10 protein-coding genes are annotated in these 18,202 nt (G+C 67.5%); all 10 read left to right on the forward strand.

Features of this window, described 5'->3' with window-relative positions:
- The first annotated feature begins 58 nt into the window (after positions 1-58).
- The 10 genes from rpsH (at position 59) to Q343_RS13800 (ending at position 18,177) form a co-directional block, all read left to right on the forward strand.
- Positions 59-457, forward strand: coding sequence for a 30S ribosomal protein S8 (gene rpsH / locus Q343_RS0103410; protein ID WP_029252184.1), 399 nt, complete (start codon positions 59-61; stop codon positions 455-457).
- Positions 458-483: 26 nt separating this feature from the next.
- A complete protein-coding gene (rplF, locus tag Q343_RS0103415; protein ID WP_029252185.1) occupies positions 484-1,020 on the forward strand; it encodes a 50S ribosomal protein L6 in 537 nt (178 codons plus the stop codon).
- The gene (gene rplR, locus Q343_RS0103420; RefSeq protein WP_029252186.1) at positions 1,020-1,391 is read left to right on the forward strand and encodes a 50S ribosomal protein L18; all 372 of its coding nucleotides are present in this window, start codon (positions 1,020-1,022) and stop codon (positions 1,389-1,391) included. The genes rplF and rplR overlap by 1 nt, the downstream gene beginning before the upstream one ends.
- A 40-nt stretch (positions 1,392-1,431) precedes the next feature.
- Positions 1,432-2,121: a 30S ribosomal protein S5 gene (rpsE, locus tag Q343_RS0103425; protein WP_029252187.1), complete on the forward strand. Its 690-nt coding sequence runs from the start codon at positions 1,432-1,434 to the stop codon at positions 2,119-2,121.
- Complete coding sequence (gene rpmD, locus Q343_RS0103430; RefSeq protein WP_029252188.1) at positions 2,121-2,303, forward strand: 50S ribosomal protein L30; 183 nt, start codon at positions 2,121-2,123, stop codon at positions 2,301-2,303. Before rpsE ends, rpmD begins: the two co-directional genes overlap by 1 nt.
- Positions 2,303-2,779: a 50S ribosomal protein L15 gene (gene rplO, locus Q343_RS0103435; RefSeq protein WP_043109194.1), complete on the forward strand. Its 477-nt coding sequence runs from the start codon at positions 2,303-2,305 to the stop codon at positions 2,777-2,779. Before rpmD ends, rplO begins: the two co-directional genes overlap by 1 nt.
- Before the next feature lie 243 nt (positions 2,780-3,022).
- On the forward strand, positions 3,023-4,321 hold the full coding sequence (gene secY / locus Q343_RS0103440) for a preprotein translocase subunit SecY (RefSeq protein WP_029252190.1): 1,299 nt from the start codon (positions 3,023-3,025) through the stop codon (positions 4,319-4,321).
- 32 nt (positions 4,322-4,353) lie between these two features.
- Positions 4,354-4,914, forward strand: a complete 561-nt coding sequence (locus Q343_RS0103445) for an adenylate kinase (RefSeq protein WP_029252191.1) — start codon at positions 4,354-4,356, stop codon at positions 4,912-4,914.
- Between the two features lie 8 nt (positions 4,915-4,922).
- Positions 4,923-5,783 (forward strand): type I methionyl aminopeptidase, encoded by an 861-nt coding sequence (gene map, locus Q343_RS0103450; RefSeq protein WP_029252192.1) that lies wholly within the window; start codon positions 4,923-4,925, stop codon positions 5,781-5,783.
- A 145-nt stretch (positions 5,784-5,928) separates the two neighbouring features.
- Positions 5,929-18,177 carry a prealbumin-like fold domain-containing protein gene (locus Q343_RS13800; RefSeq protein WP_155990614.1) on the forward strand — a complete coding sequence of 4,083 codons (12,249 nt, stop codon included), beginning with the start codon at positions 5,929-5,931 and terminating at the stop codon, positions 18,175-18,177.
- Positions 18,178-18,202 lie beyond the last annotated feature (25 nt).

Genomic DNA, 18,202 nt, shown 5'->3' on the forward strand with positions numbered 1-18,202 from the left:
CGCAGGTCCGGCGAGCGCAAGCGAACCGGATACCCCGGCGAGGAAGGGCTGAAGCCCAATGACGATGACCGACCCGATCGCAGACATGTTGACGCGTCTGCGTAACGCGAATTCAGCGGGCCACGACACGGTCACCATGCCGTTCTCGAAGCTGAAGTCGCACATTGCAGAGATCCTCCAGGCGGAGGGATACATCGCCGGCTGGAACGTCGAGGACGCCCGTGTGGGCAAGAGCCTGACGCTCGAGCTGAAGTTCGGCCCCAACCGCGAGCGTGCGCTCGTGGGTGTGCGCCGTGTCTCGAAGCCCGGTCTTCGCGTGTACGCGAAGTCCACCAAGCTGCCCACGGTTCGTGGCGGCCTCGGCGTGGCCATCCTGTCCACGTCCTCCGGACTGCTGACCGATCAGCAGGCAACGGAGAAGGGCGTGGGCGGCGAAGTCCTCGCCTACGTCTGGTAACGGAACTCGGAAGGAGAGATAAGCCAATGTCTCGAATCGGCAAGATCCCCGTTCCGGTCCCGGCCGGCGTGGACGTGACAGTCAGCGGTGCACTCGTGACGGTCAAGGGCCCCAAGGGAACCCTTGAGCACACGGTGCCCACCCCTATTACGGTCGAGCAGGAGGACGGCACCCTCGCGGTGAAGCGTCCGAACGACGAGCGCGAGTCTCGCGCGCTGCACGGCCTCACCCGCACGCTCCTGTCGAACCTCATCACCGGGGTCACCGACGGATACGAGAAGAAGCTCGAGATCGTCGGCACCGGTTACCGTGTCGCCGCGAAGGGCTCGGACCTCGAGTTCGCCCTCGGCTTCAGCCACCCGGTGATCATCAGCGCCCCCGAGGGCGTCACGTTCGCGGTGGAGAGCCCGACCAAGTTCTCGGTGAGCGGCATCGACAAGCAGCAGGTCGGCGAAGTCGCTGCGAACATCCGCAAGATCCGCAAGCCCGAGCCCTACAAGGGCAAGGGCGTGCGATACGCCGGCGAGCAGGTCCGCCGCAAGGTCGGAAAGGCTGGTAAGTGATGGCTCTCAAGGTTTTGGGCAAGGGCAAGTCGGTTTCGCGCCGTCGTCGCCACGTCCGCCTGCGGAAGAAGATCACGGGAACGGCGGTCCGTCCGCGTCTCGTGGTGACCCGTTCGTCCCGTCACCTCACCGCTCAGGTTGTCGACGACACCGTCGGACGCACCGTGGTCTCCGCCTCGACGCTCGAGGCAGACCTGCGCGCGTCGGACGGCGACAAGACGGCCAAGGCGCGCCAGATCGGCGAGCTCGTTGCAGCCCGTGCGAAGGAGGCCGGCATCGAGTCGGTCGTCTTCGACCGCGGTGGCAACAAGTACCACGGCCGTGTGGCCGCGGTGGCCGAAGGTGCGCGCGAGGGCGGTCTGGCACTGTGACGACGACGACCATTTCCGCACGGAAGCAAAGGATTCTCTGATGGCTGCTGGGCAGCGCAGCAACACCGGCGCCCCTCAGGGTGCCGCCAACGAGTCGAACACCCGCGGTGGCCAGTCCGGCCAGGGCGGGCAGGGAGGCCGTGGAGGTCGCGACAACCGTCGTGACAACCGTCGCGGCGACGCAGCCGACAAGAACGCCTTTGTCGAGCGAGTCGTAGCGATCAACCGCGTCTCCAAGGTCGTCAAGGGCGGCCGCCGCTTCAGCTTCACGGCGCTCGTCGTCGTGGGCGACGGCGACGGCACCGTCGGTGTCGGCTACGGGAAGGCCAAGGAGGTGCCCGCGGCGATCGCCAAGGGCGTCGAGGAGGCCAAGAAGAACTTCTTCAAGGTTCCTCGTATCCAGGGCACGATCCCTCACCCCATCCAGGGCGAGGACGCCGCCGGCGTCGTCTTCCTGCGTCCGGCTGCTCCGGGTACCGGTGTGATCGCCGGTGGTCCGGTGCGCGCCGTGCTGGAGTGCGCGGGCATCCACGACGTGCTGAGCAAGTCGCTCGGTTCGACGAACCAGATCAACATCGTCCGCGCTGCTGTTGCGGCCCTGCAGGGTCTCGAGCAGCCTGAGGCGGTCGCCGCACGTCGTGGCCTCCCGCTCGAGCACGTCGCCCCGGCGGCGATGCTCCGCGCACAGGCGGCCGGACAGGCCAAGGCCGCAGCGAAGGCAGGTGCGTGATGGCACGTCTGAAGGTCACGCAGAAGAAGTCCGCCATCGGCGGGAGCCAGCCTCAGCGCAACACGCTGCGGACTCTGGGCCTCAAGCGGATCGGCGACATCGCCGTGAAGGAGGACCGCCCGGAGATTCGCGGCATGGTTGCCAAGGTGGCACACCTCGTCGCAGTCGAGGAGGTTGAGTAATGGCTGAGAACGCCAAGAAGGAGACGACCGAGGTGAGCACCCTCAAGGTGCACCACCTGCGTCCTGCTCCCGGTGCCAAGACCGCCAAGACCCGTGTGGGTCGTGGTGAGGCATCGAAGGGTAAGACCGCCGGTCGCGGTACCAAGGGCACGAAGGCCCGTTACCAGGTTCCGGAGCGCTTCGAGGGTGGGCAGATGCCCCTCCACATGCGGCTCCCGAAGCTGCGCGGGTTCACGAACCCGTTCCGCGTGGAGTTCCAGGTCGTGAACCTGGACAAGCTCTCCTCGCTCTACCCCGAGGGTGGCTCCGTCACCGTCGAGGACCTGGTCGCCAAGGGTGCGGTCCGCAAGGGCCAGCCCGTGAAGGTGCTCGGTTCGGGTGAGCTGTCGGTCAAGCTGGACGTCGCGGTCGACGCGTACTCCGGCTCCGCGAAGGAGAAGATCCTCGCGGCCGGTGGCTCGGTCTCCGAGAACTGACCTCAGAACGGGGCCGACGGCACATGCCGTCGGCCCCGTTGCTGTACCTGGGGAGCTTTGACCGGGCATGATGGTTCTCGTTCGCGCACAGACAACGTAGAATCACGAACCGGTCGTCACGAACGACTTGCCGTACGACAGCGGCGCAACGGCGTAGGCGCCGCATGGTCGCCTGCGCGGGGGCGTCGGTCCACGCCGGTTGACCGGCGCACGATACACCCGCACCGCGGGCCAGGAGGATAGGTGCTCAGCGCATTCGGCAGGGCTTTCCGGACGCCCGACCTGCGTCGCAAACTGTTGTTCACGATCGGAATCATCGTTCTGTACCGTGTCGGGTCCTTCATCCCGACACCGGGCGTCGATTACCCGAACGTCCAGCAGTGCATCGCGGAGACGGCCGGTTCGAACGATCTCCTCGGTCTGATCAACCTCTTCAGCGGCGGGGCGTTGCTCCAGCTCTCGATCTTCGCGCTCGGGATCATGCCGTACATCACCGCGAGCATCATCGTGCAGCTGCTCCGCGTCGTGATCCCTCACTTCGAGGCTCTCCACAAGGAGGGGCAGTCCGGGCAGGCGAAGCTCACGCAGTACACCCGCTACCTGACGATCGCCCTCGCCATCCTCCAGTCGACGACGGTCATCACGACCGCGCGCAACGGATTCCTCTTCCAGGGCTGCTCCGTCCCCGTGATCCCGGACGACTCGTTCGTCACTCTCTCGATCATGGTGATCACCATGACCGCGGGTACCGGACTCATCATGTGGCTCGGTGAGCTGATCTCCGAGCGCGGTATCGGCAACGGCATGTCGCTCCTGATCTTCACGTCGATCGCGGCCAGCTTCCCCACGGCCCTGTGGTCGATCGCGGGTGGCGAGAACGGCTTCGTGAAGTTCGCCCTCGTCATCGGCGTGATCCTGCTGGTGATCCTGCTGGTCGTCTTCGTCGAGCAGTCGCAGCGGCGCATCCCCGTGCAGTACGCCAAGCGGATGGTCGGCCGCAAGATGTACGGCGGCTCGTCGACGTACATCCCGATCAAGATCAACATGTCCGGTGTCATCCCGGTCATCTTCGCGTCGTCGATCCTGGCGATCCCAGGTCTGCTGGCGCAGTTCGGCGACGAGACCTCCGAATGGGTGGTGTGGGTCTCCCGCTACCTCGCTCCGCAGGACGCAGGGCTGCACATCGCGCTCTACGTGCTGATGATCATCTTCTTCGCCTTCTTCTACACCGCGATCACGTTCAACCCCGACGAGGTTGCGGACAACATGAAGAAGTACGGCGGGTTCATCCCCGGCATCCGTGCGGGACGTCCGACCGCCGAGTATCTCGACTACGTCATCTCGCGCATCACCACGGCGGGCTCGATCTACCTCGCCGTCGTCGCGCTCATCCCGACGCTCGTGCTGATCGCGCTGGACGTCGAGACCAACATCCCGTTCGGTGGTAGCTCGATCATCATCGTCGTGGGTGTCGGCCTCGAGACCGTCAAGCAGATCAACTCGCAGCTGCAGCAGCGTCACTACGAAGGGTTCCTCCGTTGAGCAGCTCCACTCCGTCCGCCCGTCTCGTGATCATGGGCCCGCAGGGTGCCGGCAAGGGCACGCAGGCCGCCCGTCTTGCCGAGACGTACGACATCCCGGCGATCTCCACCGGCGACATCTTCCGCGCCAACATCAAGGGCGGGACGGAGCTCGGGCGCCTCGTTCAGGAGTACACCGCCAAGGGTGACCTCGTCCCGGACGAGGTCACCAACGCGATGGTCCGTGACCGTCTCGCCCAGGACGACGTCGCCTCCGGGTTCATCCTCGACGGCTACCCGCGCAACGCGGCCCAGGTCGTCGAGCTCGACGGGATCCTCGCCGATCTCGGTGTCGCGCTCGACGGAGTCCTCGAGCTCACGGCTGACCGTGCCGAGCTCCTGGAGCGCATGCGCAAGCGTGCGGAGATCGAGGGGCGTGAGGACGACACGGACGAGGCGATCGCCCGCCGTCTGGACATCTACGCGGAGCAGACCGCGCCGCTGGCCGACGCCTACGCAGCCCGTGACCTGCTCATCCAGGTCGACGGTATCGGCGAGGTCGAGGAGATCACCGGACGCCTGGTGGCCGAGCTGAACCCGCGACTCGGGGTCTGACGATCTCCGTGTTCGGTCGCGAGAAGATCGAGTACAAGTCGCTCGACGAGGTCCGCACGATGCGTCGTGCGGGCCTCGTCGTCGCGCAGGCCCTCGCGGCGGTGCGCAAGAGTGCGCGCCCCGGCATGACGACGGCGGACCTGGACCAGGTCGCCGCGGCGACGATCCACGACGCCGGTGCCACCTCCAACTTCCTCGGATATCACGGGTTCCCGGCGACGGTCTGCGCGTCGGTGAACGAGGAGATCGTGCACGGAATCCCTGGGTCTCGCGTCCTCGAGGTCGGCGACGTGGTCTCTGTCGACTGCGGTGCCGTCGTCGACGGTTGGCACGGCGACTCGGCGTTGTCGTTCATCCTCGGCCCCGCGGGCGCCCTGGACATCGACGATCCTGCGATCCGCGACTCCGCCGACGCGGACCTGGTCCGCATCACCGAGGAGTCGATGTGGGCCGGGATCGCAGCACTGGCGACCGCGTCCCGGGTCGGTGAGATCGGTGATGCCATCGACGACGTGATCGCCGCCGCAGCTCGTGACGGCGTAGAGCTCGGCATCGTGACCGAGTTCACCGGGCACGGTATCGGAACCGCGATGCATCAGCCGCCGGAGGTGCTCAACTTCCGCAGCAGCCACCGAGGACCACGGGTGAAGCCGGGGATGTGTCTGGCGATCGAGCCGATGATGACCCGGGGGAGCGGCGAGACCGTCACGCTGGCCGACGACTGGACCGTCGTGACCGGCGACGGCTCCCGTGCCGCGCACTGGGAGCACAGCGTGGCCGTGACGGAGCAGGGCATCAGCGTGCTCACCGCGCCCGACGCCGGCGCCGAACGGTTGGCGAACTATGGCGTCGTTCCGGTGACGATCTAGTTTTTGCCATGCGAAGGTTGATGACGAAATAGTTTCGTTATCACGAACTGCGGGTTTTCACCCTCTCCCGCCGCGCCGTGTGGTGTGAATCTCATTACAGTCGATCGCGTACGCATGTTCACGCTCTCGACGTCTGGATCCCGCCATGCACGTGAGTCGCCTTCTTTCCCGTACCCGAACGGCTGCTGTTGCCTCCGCGACGGCGCTGATTCTCGGCCTTTCTGCTCCGCTGGCACTCGCTGCCGACGAGAACTCCCTCCAGCAGGAGGAGTCTGTCCAAGAGGTCGTGGAGGACGACGCCACCGACGCGCCGACCGAGAAGTCGACCGCCAAGACGAAGACGAAGGCGAAGTCGGAGAAGGACGAGAAGAAGGCTGAGCCGACGGAGACGTCTGAGCCGTCCGAGGACCCGACGTCCGAGGCGCCGGCCGACGACCCGACTTCTGACGGGGTGCCTGACGAGGATCCGGCGTCTGAGAAGAGCGATGGCGCCGAGAGCGGCTCCGAGGAGACGGGCGATTCGGGGAAGCCCGACGAATCCGAGAGCGACGAGGCACCGGCGGGCATCGCGCCGCTGTCCGTCCCGCTCCCGGATGACGACACGGCCGTCGTGACGGTCCGAACCGGTGGCATCAGGACGGGCGACTCGAGCGTCGCGGCGCTCCCGGGCGTGGTGCTCGGTCTGTACGCGACGGCGGGCGCCGCGAGCCCGGTCAACAACACGTGGGCCGTGTGTACCGCGGACGTCGACGGAGACTGTTCGTTCGAGGTCCCGTGGTTCAACCCGCCAGGACAGGCGGACGGCCCGAGCTATTGGGTCAAGCAGATCTCCGCCCCGACCGGGTACTTCACCAACCCTGCGCTGCGGACGGGCGGCGCCGGCGCCGGCAGCTCAACCTCTTACGTCTTCGAGACCCCCGAGCTCGAGGCGGACACCGTCTACACGTCGACGTCGACGTCGGACGGCTTCATGTATGCGACGGGAAACACCAACGCCGACGCCTCGTCCGGGATCTGGCAGCAGTCCGTGAACAACCCGCCGGCGACGCAGCAGTGCGGTCTTGACGCGGCACTCCTGCTCGACGTGTCCGGCTCGGTCTCCGGCGACCTGCCCCAACTGAAGACCGCGGCGAGCTCGATGGTGGACGCGCTCGTCGGGACGCCGTCGCAGCTTGCCCTTCACACGTTCAACAACCAGTCGCCGTCGTCGGCCACGGGTGGTGTGAACGCGCCGCTGCGGAACGTCTCGACCTCGGGCGACGCCCAAGCCATCAAGAACGACATCAACGGGCTGAGCGCCAACTCGGGCACCAACTGGGACCAGGGTCTCTGGGGGCTGGTCGGGATCGCCGACACCCTCGACGTCGTCATCGTGATCACGGACGGCAACCCGACGTTCTACGGTCCGAGCGCGGAGGGGCCAGGCAGCTATACGCGATTCCGTGAGGTGGAGAACTCGATCTTCTCTGCGAACGCACTCAAGGCGGAGGGCGCACGCATCATCACGCTCGGTGTCGGTGACGGTCTCGGCACCGCCGCCTCGCTCAACCTCCGCGCAGTCTCGGGTGACGGTGCGTACTACCAGTCTGAAAGCTACGACGACGCCGCCGAGGTCGTGCGGAACCTTGCTCTCGGTGCCTGCCAGAACCGGCTGTCGGTCATCAAGCAGACCGTCGACGCCAACGGGGAGAACCCGAACGTCGCGGGTGGGTGGGACATCACGGCGAGCGGGCCGATCGTCGACGGCGGGTCCGTCACCAAGGAGACGGCGCCGGAGACCGGTGGTGTCAACTTCGACCTGACCATCCCCGGTGGGGGGTCGGGCGTGGTCACCGTCGCGGAGGACCTCACAAGCCAGCCGAACTTCGAGTTCTCGGGTGTGGAGTGCACCGACACCACCACGGGCAACGCGCTGACTGTCGCCGACCTGAATCCGGTGACCGGTAGTTTCACGGTCGCGATCCCGTCGACCCAGACCACCGCCAGCTGTACGATCACCAACCAGTCGGCGGAACCGGCCTCCGTCGTCTTCGAGAAGACATGGGAGATCGACGGCACGACGTACGCGCACTCGTCTCGTCCGACCGGGTACAACGCGAACGGTTCGGTCAACGGCGAGAACGTCGGCATCGGCAGCGAGCGCGCAGGTTTCGAGGCGGGCGACAGCGTCACCGTCGGCGAGTCGACCACTGTTCCGAACGACCAGCCGCTCTGTGAGGCCGTCGTCGAAGAGCTCGTCTCGATCAACGGGGTCGCTCTCGACAACCCGATCCCGCTGACCGGAGACGCCACGTACGACTTCGACCTGGAGGCCGGCACCAACACCGTCGGTCTGCGCAACACGCAGGACTGCGAGTCGCGCGTCACGCTCGTGAAGGAGGTACAGGGCGGACCGGCCGACCCTGCCACCTGGACGCTCACCGCGGTGACGCCGGACGGGGCGATCGAGGGGCCGACGGGCACCACCGGCGTGACCGGTGAGGTCAGCCCGGCCACGCGCTACATCCTGACGGAGAGCGGCGACCCGCGGTACGCCCAGACGATCGCTCCCAACGCGTCTCCCACGCCTCCCGCGACCGGGTCGTGGCAGTGCAGCAAGCTGGACGAGAACGGCGAACTGATCCCCGGCTCGCAGTACGACGGTCTGAACGGCGGGGTCACGGTGCCACGCGGCCAGTGGGCCGAGTGTACGGCGGTGAACGTGACCGCCGAGCTGACGCTTCTCAAGGAGGTCTCCAACGTCTCCGGCGGTGAAGCAGAGTCGTCGGACTTCGACCTGACCGCGACGCCGACGGGTGACGACGTCCCTGCGGGCCTCGCACCGGTGACGGTCGAGGGCGCCGCTGATCCGGCGGACGCGAACACCTTCCTGGTGCGACCCGGTACGCCGTACGCGCTCACGGAGTCGGACCTGAGCGGGTACGAGCTCTCGTCCCTCACGTGTGTCGACGACAGCGACGTGCCGATCGACCTCGGCGACGGAGACACGATCACCGTCCCCGCGGGGGAGCAGTACTCGTGCACGTTCATCAACGACGACATCGCACCCACGCTGACCCTGGTCAAGGAGATCGGCGGCGACGGCGACCAGTCCCTGGTCGACGCGTGGACCCTGACGGCGACGGACGGCGACTCGACGGTCGTGAGCGGCACCAGCGGAGTCAGCGAGGACGTCGAGGCGGGAGTTGCCTACACCCTGGGCGAGACGCTGATCGACCCGGACGGCGACGGACAGGGGTACTACCAGGAGGGTGAGTGGTCCTGCACGGACGAGGACGGAGCTGACGGCACCGTCACCCTCGCTCTCGGCCAGGACGTGACCTGTACGGTCACGAACGTCCCGGTCGAGCCCGTCACCATCGTCAAGGACGCCGGCACGGCGACCCAGGACGCCACGGACGCCAACCTCTGGACGGTCGACTACACGCTGACCGCGACCAACTCGAACCCGGTGGGCGTCGAGTACACGATCACGGACTCGATCGACGTCCCGGCGGCAGCGTCGGTCGACCAGATCTCTGTCGTCGGATCTCCGGCGGGCGTGACTCTGAACCCCGCGTTCGACGGACAGAGTGACACGCTCATCGCCGAGGATGTGGCGATCGGGGCCGGCGACCCGAGCCCCGTCAACCACGTGTACACGGTGCGGGTCGTCTACCGGACGACGGCCGCGGCAGGTGAGCCGACCGGGCAGTGCGACCCGGGTGAGGGTCACGTGATCGGCAACGACGCGACGGTCACGACGTTCAACCTCCCGCCGGAGTCGGACGACGCGTGCGTCACGATCCCGGAGGACCCGGCGGTGACGGTCGACAAGACCGAGACGTCGACGACGCAGAACCCGGACGGCTCCTGGACCATCACGTACGACGTGGTCGCCACGAACACGTCCGACGAGCTCTCCGCCGCGTACGACGCGGTCGACACGCCGGAGTTCGGCGACGGGATCTCGATCTCGTCGGCGTCCTGGACCGGTCCGACGTCGGGTTCCTTCACGGGTGACCCGCTGACGGCACAGCTCGCGACCGACCGGACCCTCGCCCCGAGTCTGTTCGAGACCTACACGATCACCATCGTCGCGGAGGTCGCGGGCGACTCGACGCCCGAGGCGCGCGACTGCGAGCTGGGTGACGGTGAGGACGGAACAGGCTTCCTCAACACCGCGACCATCACGGTCGACGGCCAGGACCCGGTGAGCGACAGCGACTGCTCGTCACCTGTCGTCCCGACGGTCACGAAGACCGTCACGTCGGACGCGACGCCGGACACGAGCGTCGACCCCTGGGCCGGCCTGTGGACGATCACCTACGACGTCACGGTCACCAACCCGTCCGACGAGACAGGACTCCAGTACTCGCTCACCGACGTGCCGACCCCGTCGGTCGGCACGGCCGTCAGTGCCGAGGTGACGGGTGCCGCGACGCTCTCCTGGCAGTTGACGGACGGGCCGTTCGTCATCGTTCCGGCCGACTCGCCGACGGCGCTCGCGGCAGGTGAGTCCGACACCTACACGATCACGATGAGCGTGCAGATCCCCCTGGCGGCCGAGCTACCCGTGGTCTGCGACGACGACGGCTCGGGCCTCGTCAACACAGCGATCGCGGTCTCGGGCGACTTCACGGTCGCCGACGACGCCTGTGGCGAGCTCCCGGACCTGCCCAGCCTGACGCTGGTCAAGGAGGTCGAGAACGGCAACCTCACCGAGGGCGTCGCGGACGACCAGGACTGGCGCCTCACCGCCAACGGTGACGACGACACGCCGTTCGACACCGGCGGTCTCTCGGAGCACACGTCGACGGTGCTGCCCGGCACGTACGGGCTCAGCGAGACATTGATCGACGACTCCTTCGCGGGTCTGTACACCGCCTCGGCGTGGGCATGCACGATCGACGGACAGCCGTTCAGCGGCTTCGCCTCACCCGACGCCGTGACGCTCGCGAACGGTGAGGACGTGGTCTGCACGATCACGAACACGCTGATCCACCCGGTCACGATCCAGAAGGCGACGGCGTCGGTGACGCCGTCCGCGACGACGCCGGGGGAGTGGACGCTGGTCTACACGCTCACCGTCACCAACCCGAACGACGTCGACGCGACCTACGACATCAGCGACACGACGCAGCTCGTCCCGGGCGCCACGCTCGAGTCGATCTCGGTCGACTCGGACGACGTCGACGTCAGCGGATCTTCCTTCGGCGTCTCCGACCCGGTGATCGCCGAGGACGTGACGATCGGCACGGGTGACGAGAACACCCACGTCTACACCGTGACCGCGACGGTCACCGTGCCGGGGACGGTGACCGAACCGGTCTGCGGCAACGACGGCACGGTGCAGAACACCGGCACCGTCACGATGGCGCCGTTCGACCCGATCGGCTCGACGGTCTGTGACACCACCGGCGAGCTGCCGGGCGTCACGATCACCAAGGACGTCTCCACCGACGTCGTGCCCGTGCAGAACGAGGACGGCAGCTGGACGATCACGTACGACGTGGTCGTCACGAACTCCGAGGACGACCAGGCCACGGAGTACACGCTGACCGACGACCTCCGGTTCGGCGACGGCATCACGGTGGGCGACGCGACCTGGTCGCTGGCCGACCCTGCTGACGACGGAACCTTCGTCGACGGCTCTGCCGACCTCACGCCGGACGGCCCGCGGCCGCTCGCCGGTGGCGGAACGCACACCTACACGGTCACGGCGACGGGAACGGTCACGGACTCCTCGACAGCGACGAGCCGCGACTGCAGCCTGGGTGACGGCGAGTCCGGGACCGGGTTCTGGAACTCGGCCACCGTCACCGCCTCCGGCGACTCGACGACAGTCAGCGCGTGTGCCACACCGGTGCTGCCCTCGATCGACAAGCAGTTCTCGTCGACCGCCCAGCACATCGTGGACGGGGCCTGGGACGGGAGCTGGGACGTGACCTACGAGGTCGCGGTCTCGAACACCCACCCGCTCACGGACATCTACTACACGCTCGACGACGCCCCGGCGCTCCCCGCCGGCGTCACGCTCAACTCGGCCACGATCAGCGGGGTCGACGGCGAGGGAGCCGACATCACGGTGAACCCGCTCTGGGACGGCGACGGTGAGACTGCCGTAATCGAGGACGCACGCGTGCTTCCGGCGAGCTCCACGGACGTCTACACGGTCGTGGTGAACGTGACCGCGGACGACGACGCCGAGGTGCCGACGAGCGAGTGCACCGTCGGGGAGGGGGCCGTCGACAACACGGCCACCGTCGCCAGTGGCGGGTACACCGACTCGGCGAGCGCCTGCGGGCCGCTGGACGAGATCTCGGTGCCGGTCGTCCAGAAGGACGTCACCTCCGCGGTCCAGGGCGACGACGGTCTGTGGACGGTCACCTACGACGTCACCGTCCGCAACGACGGCGAGGCCTTCACGCGGTACGACCTCACCGACCTGCCGGGGCTTCCGAGCACGATGTCGGTGGAGTCTGCGAGCTGGTCCGGCGAGACGTCGGGCGACTTCACGGTCACGGACGGCGTTCCGGCCGAGGCCACGTTGGCGTCCGGAAAGTTCATCGCCGGTGGCGGTGCGACGCACACCTACACGGTGACGATGATCGTCGACTTCACCGGGGCCGAGGCCGACGAGACGGTCGTCTGCACCGGCGAGCCGGGCTCCGGCTTCTACAACGGGGTCACGGTCACCACGGGTGAGCTCACGAACTCCGACTCCGCGTGTGCCGAGCCGACGGTCCCGACCATCGAGAAGTCGGTGACCTCGGAGCCTGTTCCCTACGTGCCGGAGGGCGAGCAGTGGAACGGCCAGTGGACCGTGACGTACGACGTCGTGGTCTCTGCTCCGGCTGCTGATGGTGCCCCGACCGCGACCTACTCCCTGACGGACGAGCCGCAGCTGAGCGGTGGGGCGACGCTCATCTCCGGCACGGCCACGAGTGAGCAGCTCGACGAGGACGTCACGTGGACGGATGCCGGCGAGGTCGACATCGTTCCGGCCGACGCTCCGGCGACGATCACCGCGGGAGCGCAGCACACGTACACGGTGACCCTCCTCGTGACGGTGCCGCTCGACACCGAGCTGCCGCTCCTGTGCAGCGACGACGGCGACGACGGCCTGGTCAACTCGGCCACGGTCACGTCGGGCAGCACCACGTCGACGTCGAGCGACTGTGGCGAGGTGCCGGAGCTGCCGACACTCACCCTGCTCAAGAACGTCGAGAACGGTGAGCAGACCGAGGGCGTCGCGGGAGCTGACGACTGGAACCTCAGCGCATCGAGCGAGGACTTCGGCTTCGACGGGGAAACGGGCGTCAGCTCGTACGTCCTGCCGGGCGAGTACAACCTCTCCGAGTCGCTGACCGACCCGGCATTCGCGGACTACTACTACCAGGACGGTGCGTGGGTCTGCGAGCAGGAGGGTGACCAGGAGCCGCCGCTCGAGCTGGCCGCGGAAGCCTCTGTGGTCGGTGGGGACTATCTCTTGCCGATCCTCGACGGTTCGACCGCCGACTGGACCTGCGAGGTCACGAACGTGCTCGTCGACCCGGTGGAGATCGTGAAGACCTCCGCGGGTGTCGAGTCGACCGGGACGCCGGGCGAGTGGACGGTCGAGTACACGCTCGACGTCACGAACCCGAACCCGGTGGCGACGGTCTACGACCTGACGGACGTCGTGGAGCTGAGCGAGTACGTGACGCTCTCGGGGGTCGAGGTCACGGGAACGCCTGACGGTGTCAGCCCGGACGCGAGCTTTGACGGGACCGCCGCCAACGACCTCATCGCCTCGGGCGTCGAGATCGGTGTCGGGGACCCGGACGGGATGCACACCTACACGGTGGTGGCCACGCTCACCACGGCGGGTGCCACGAGCACGATCGAGCAGTGCGAGGTCGGGAACCTCAACAACGAGGCGGTCGTCACGACCGGCCCGGCCGGCGAGGACCGCTCGGACGTCTGCGACGAGGTCCCGAGCCTCCCGGCGGTGAACGTCGAGAAGGGCGTTTCCTCGACCGTCCAGAACGAGGACGGGACCTGGACCGTCGAGTACCTGGTCACGGCGACGAACTCGTCGGACGAGTACCCGACGACTTACGACGCGGCCGACACCCTGCAGTTCGGTGAGGGCATGACGATCGTCTCGGCCGACTGGGTCGGCCCGGACGGCGGCGACCCGACGGCGTTCGACGGCTCGACCTGGACGGCCGACCTGGCCGACGGTCGTGACCTCGTCGCCGGTGGTGTCGACGAGTACACCGTCACGGTGGTCGCCGATGTCACGACGGAGTCGACGACGACGTCCCGCGACTGTGAGCTGGTCGAGGGCGAGGACGGCACCGGGTTCCTGAACTCGGCGCGCGTGACCGTCGCGGGCGAGCTGACGACGTCCGACACGGCCTGTGACACGCCGGCCGTGCCCGACGTGCAGAAGATCGCCTTCTCGGACGCCTCGCCGGTGCTCGAGGAGGGTGTCTGGAACGGACTCTGGGAGGTGAACTACCAGATCCGCGTCAGCAACACCGGGGACAAGGAGCTGGTCTACGGTCTCGAGGATGTCTTCACCCCGAGCGTCGGTGAGATCGTCGGCGGGACCGCGTCGGGCTCCACGCTTGCGGAGGACGTCGTCTGGGACGGCACGGGATCGTTCGACATCGTGCCGGGCGACGCTCCGCAGACGCTCGGCAGCGAGGAGATCCACTTCTACTCCGTCACGCTGACGGTCCGGACGGCGATCGACGTCGACCTGCCCGTCTCGTGCGACGACGGTGGAGAGTCCGGGCTCTGGAACGACGGTGTGGTGACGTCGGGCGGTTACACGACCTCCGACGACGACTGCACCGGGATCCCGGAGCTGCCGACCCTGACCCTGGTTAAGACGGTCGACAACGGCGACCTCACCGAGGGCGTCGCAGGTCCGGGTGCTTTCACCCTCACGGGTGACGGGGCCACGACGGTGAGCGGTGTCGCCGACGCCGACACCGGCGAGGTGTCGGGCCGGGCCGTCAACGGTTCGACCTACGTGCTGGACGAAGAGCTGACGGACGAGACGTTCGAGGGCTACTACTACCAGGACGGCGAGTGGGTCTGTGAGTCGGAGGGAACGGAGCAGCCGCAACTCTTCGCGCTGATGCTCCCGACCACGCCGGGATCCGTGACCGTCGACGGCGACACGACGTGCTGGGTCACGAACGTGCTCGTCGACCCGGTGGAGATCGAGAAGACCTCCGCGGGTGTCGAGTCGACCGGGACGCCGGGCGAGTGGACGGTCGAGTACACGCTGACCGTCACGAACCCGAACCCGGTGGCGACGCGCTACGACATCGACGATGCCGTCGAGCTGGCCGACGGCGTCGAGCTCCTGAGCGCCGAGGTCACCGGTACGCCGGACGGCGTGACAGCGGAGGAGTCGTTCGACGGTACCGGCGAGACGCGAATCGCCTCCGACGTCGAGATCGACGCCGACGGTACGCACGTCTACACCGTGGTGACCGAGGTCAGGGCGTCGGGATCGACAGGAAGCATCGTTGCCTGCGAGTTCGACAACCTGAACCTTCGCAACGCCGGCACCGTGACCACCGGACCTGCCGGGACGGACACCGACCGGGTGTGTGACGAGATCCCCGATCTCCCTGAGGTCGACGTCGTCAAGACGGTCGTTCAGGGCGAGGGCGAGGATGTCGGTACGGAGCCGTCGGAGGACAACGACTGGACCGTGGAGTACACGGTCGAGGTCACAAACTCCAGCGACGAGCTTCCCACGACCTACTCGCTCACCGACTCCCCGATGTACGGGGACGGCATCGACATCACGTCGGCGACGTGGACGGGCCCGAACGAGTCCTCCGGCGAGTTCACCGGTGATCCTCTGACGGCCGTGCTTGCCACGGACCGCCAGCTGGCTGCGGGTGCGACGGAGACTTGGACCGTGACGATCACATCGGTGGTGACGACCGAGTCCACCGTCGAGTCTCGCGACTGCGAGCTCGTCGCGGGCGAGGACGGGACCGGGTTCTTGAACTCGGCGACAGCCACGGCGGCCGGGGAGTCCGTGACGGACACGGCGTGCTCCACGCCGAAGGGGGTCGACCTGACGATCGCGAAGTCCGTCAGCGACCTGCCTGAAGCCGGCGAGCCGGTCGATGCTGGCGACGAGTTCAACTACTCGCTCACCGTGTCGCACGGCGAGAAGAGCCTGAATGATGCAACGGGCGTCGTCGTGACTGACACGATGCCTGCTGGGCTCACCGTGGTCGACGCGGACGCCGAGACCGACGGAGTCCAGATCGAGGGCCTGCCGGAGGGCTGGACCGCGGTGGTTGCCGAGGACGGCAGCACGGTGACCTTCACCTACGACGGTGTCTTCGAGCTGGGCGCGGAGGCCACACTGGTCTTCCCGGTGACGGTCGACGAAGAGCCCCTGGGCGACTTCGTCAACACGGCTTGCGTGGAGTCCGACGAGACTGAGCTCGACGGGTCGAACAACTGTGACGACGTGACGACGACGGTCAAGCGGATCATCCCGAACGCCGAGGTCGTCTGCTCGCTGGACATCCCGTACCTGGCCTACGACATCGAGACGATCAACGTCGCGAACATCGAGGACGAGACGATCACCATGACCTGGCGGGATGCCGAGGGCGAGGTGATCCGGGTCGACGAGATCCCGGGCACCGAGCTCGAGGGCCGGAAGATCTGGCCTGCCGGTGAGGTCAACTCGGACGGTGTGTCGATCGGTTGGCCCGGTTGGCGGCCGATCGTCGAGAGCGATCTCGACGAGAACGGGCAGATCGCCGACCCCGATGCTCTCTTCTGGGAGGACGTTATCTTCCACCCGAGCCTCGAGAGCGCGGATTGGCGTCCGAGCGAGTCGGCGGGAGACGAGCCGCTGACCGTCGAGTTCTCGGTCAACCCCTCCGCGACGGTCGAGGTCTACTACCCGCCGGCCGACCCGGAGTGTGCAGTGGCCCGTGACCCGGAGGTGGCGATCGAGAAGACCACCGACGTCGAGATCGTCGAGGGTGGCGACACCTTCTCCTACGACCTCGAGGTCACGAACTCCGGCCTCGGTGCCGTGTGGGACGCGGTCCTCACGGACGAGATCCCGCAGGACCTCAAGGTGACCGACTGGACCACCGACGAGACGGCGTTCCCGCGCTGGTTCGACTGTGAGCTCACGGGGACCGACTCGAACGGCTACGGAGGGGTCTTCACCTGTGACCTGTTCGGTCCGCTGGCGGCGTCCGACGACGGGGAGCCGGTCTCGGCTCCGGTCGTCACGCTCGACGTCGAGGTGATGGAGAACCTCACGACGGATCGCATCGTCAACACGGGCGAGGTGTGCTGGCCCGAGCGCGAGCCGGTCGGTGCCGACGACGGTGACGCGGGTGGTTGTGCGGAGAGCACGGTGGAGACACCGGTCCGCGCGATCGTGCCGAACGCGGAGATGATCTGCCTCCAGGACATCCCGTACGTCGAGTACGACATCGAGCTGTTCAACGTCGAGAACCCGGAGGGCCCGATCACGGCCACCTGGCGTGACGCGGACGGCGACGTCGTCCAGGTCGACGAGATCCCGCTCGACCAGCTCACCGGGCGCCTCCTGTGGCCCGGCGGCGTGGTCAACGAGGACGGCATCTCGATCGGCTGGCCCGGATGGCGTGAGGCGCGCGAGGGTGAGACGCCCGAGTGGGAGAACATGGTCTTCGACCCGGATCTCTCGCACAGCGACTACCGCGAGGAGCTGACCGTCGAGTTCTCCGTGAACCCGACGTCGACCCTCACGGTCAAGTACCCGCCGGCGACGCCGGAGTGTGCGGTCGTCCGTGACCCGGACCTCTCGATCCAGAAGTCCGCGAACGTCTCGGAGATCGAGGCCGGTGACTCGTTCGAGTACACGCTCGAGGTCGTCAACAACGACCTCGGTGCGGCGGACGACGTCACGTTGACGGACGAGATCCCCGGACACCTCAGGGTGGACGAGATCGTGACGGACACGGAGGCGTTCCCGCGCTGGACCGACTGTGAGGTCACGGGCACGGACTCCGACGGCTACGGCGGTACGCTCGAATGCCACCTGAACGGTCTGCTGGGACGTGCGGCGACCGCTCCGCCGGTGGTGCTCGAGGTGACCACCACGGAGGACGCCGAGCTCGGGGACGCCATCCACAACACCGGCCAGGTGTGCTGGACCGACTCCGACAAGCCCGACGACGGAGAGTCCTGCACCACCGACGACGTCACGGTCGTGGTGAGCGGGACGACGACCCCGGTTCCGCCGAAGCCGCCGCTCACGCCGACGCTGCCGAAGACCGGTTCGGACGCTGCGGGAATCCTCGCAGCCATGGCCGCTCTCCTGCTTCTCGGCTCGGCTCTCGTGGTCGGCGCTCGCCGGCACCGCAGGAGCTGATGCCGACGTAGACGACCTGAGGTGA

It is taken from the genome of Paraoerskovia marina DSM 21750, from assembly GCF_000701465.1.
Lineage (GTDB): Bacteria > Actinomycetota > Actinomycetes > Actinomycetales > Cellulomonadaceae > Paraoerskovia > Paraoerskovia marina.

Coding starts and splice junctions, on each gene's coding strand:
- rpsH (WP_029252184.1), top strand. CDS start 59: ATGACGATGACCGACCCGATCGCAGACATGTTGACGCGTCTGCGTAAC.
- rplF (WP_029252185.1), top strand. CDS start 484: ATGTCTCGAATCGGCAAGATCCCCGTTCCGGTCCCGGCCGGCGTGGAC.
- rplR (WP_029252186.1), top strand. CDS start 1,020: ATGGCTCTCAAGGTTTTGGGCAAGGGCAAGTCGGTTTCGCGCCGTCGT.
- rpsE (WP_029252187.1), top strand. CDS start 1,432: ATGGCTGCTGGGCAGCGCAGCAACACCGGCGCCCCTCAGGGTGCCGCC.
- rpmD (WP_029252188.1), top strand. CDS start 2,121: ATGGCACGTCTGAAGGTCACGCAGAAGAAGTCCGCCATCGGCGGGAGC.
- rplO (WP_043109194.1), top strand. CDS start 2,303: ATGGCTGAGAACGCCAAGAAGGAGACGACCGAGGTGAGCACCCTCAAG.
- Q343_RS0103445 (WP_029252191.1), top strand. CDS start 4,354: ATGGGCCCGCAGGGTGCCGGCAAGGGCACGCAGGCCGCCCGTCTTGCC.
- Q343_RS13800 (WP_155990614.1), top strand. CDS start 5,929: ATGCACGTGAGTCGCCTTCTTTCCCGTACCCGAACGGCTGCTGTTGCC.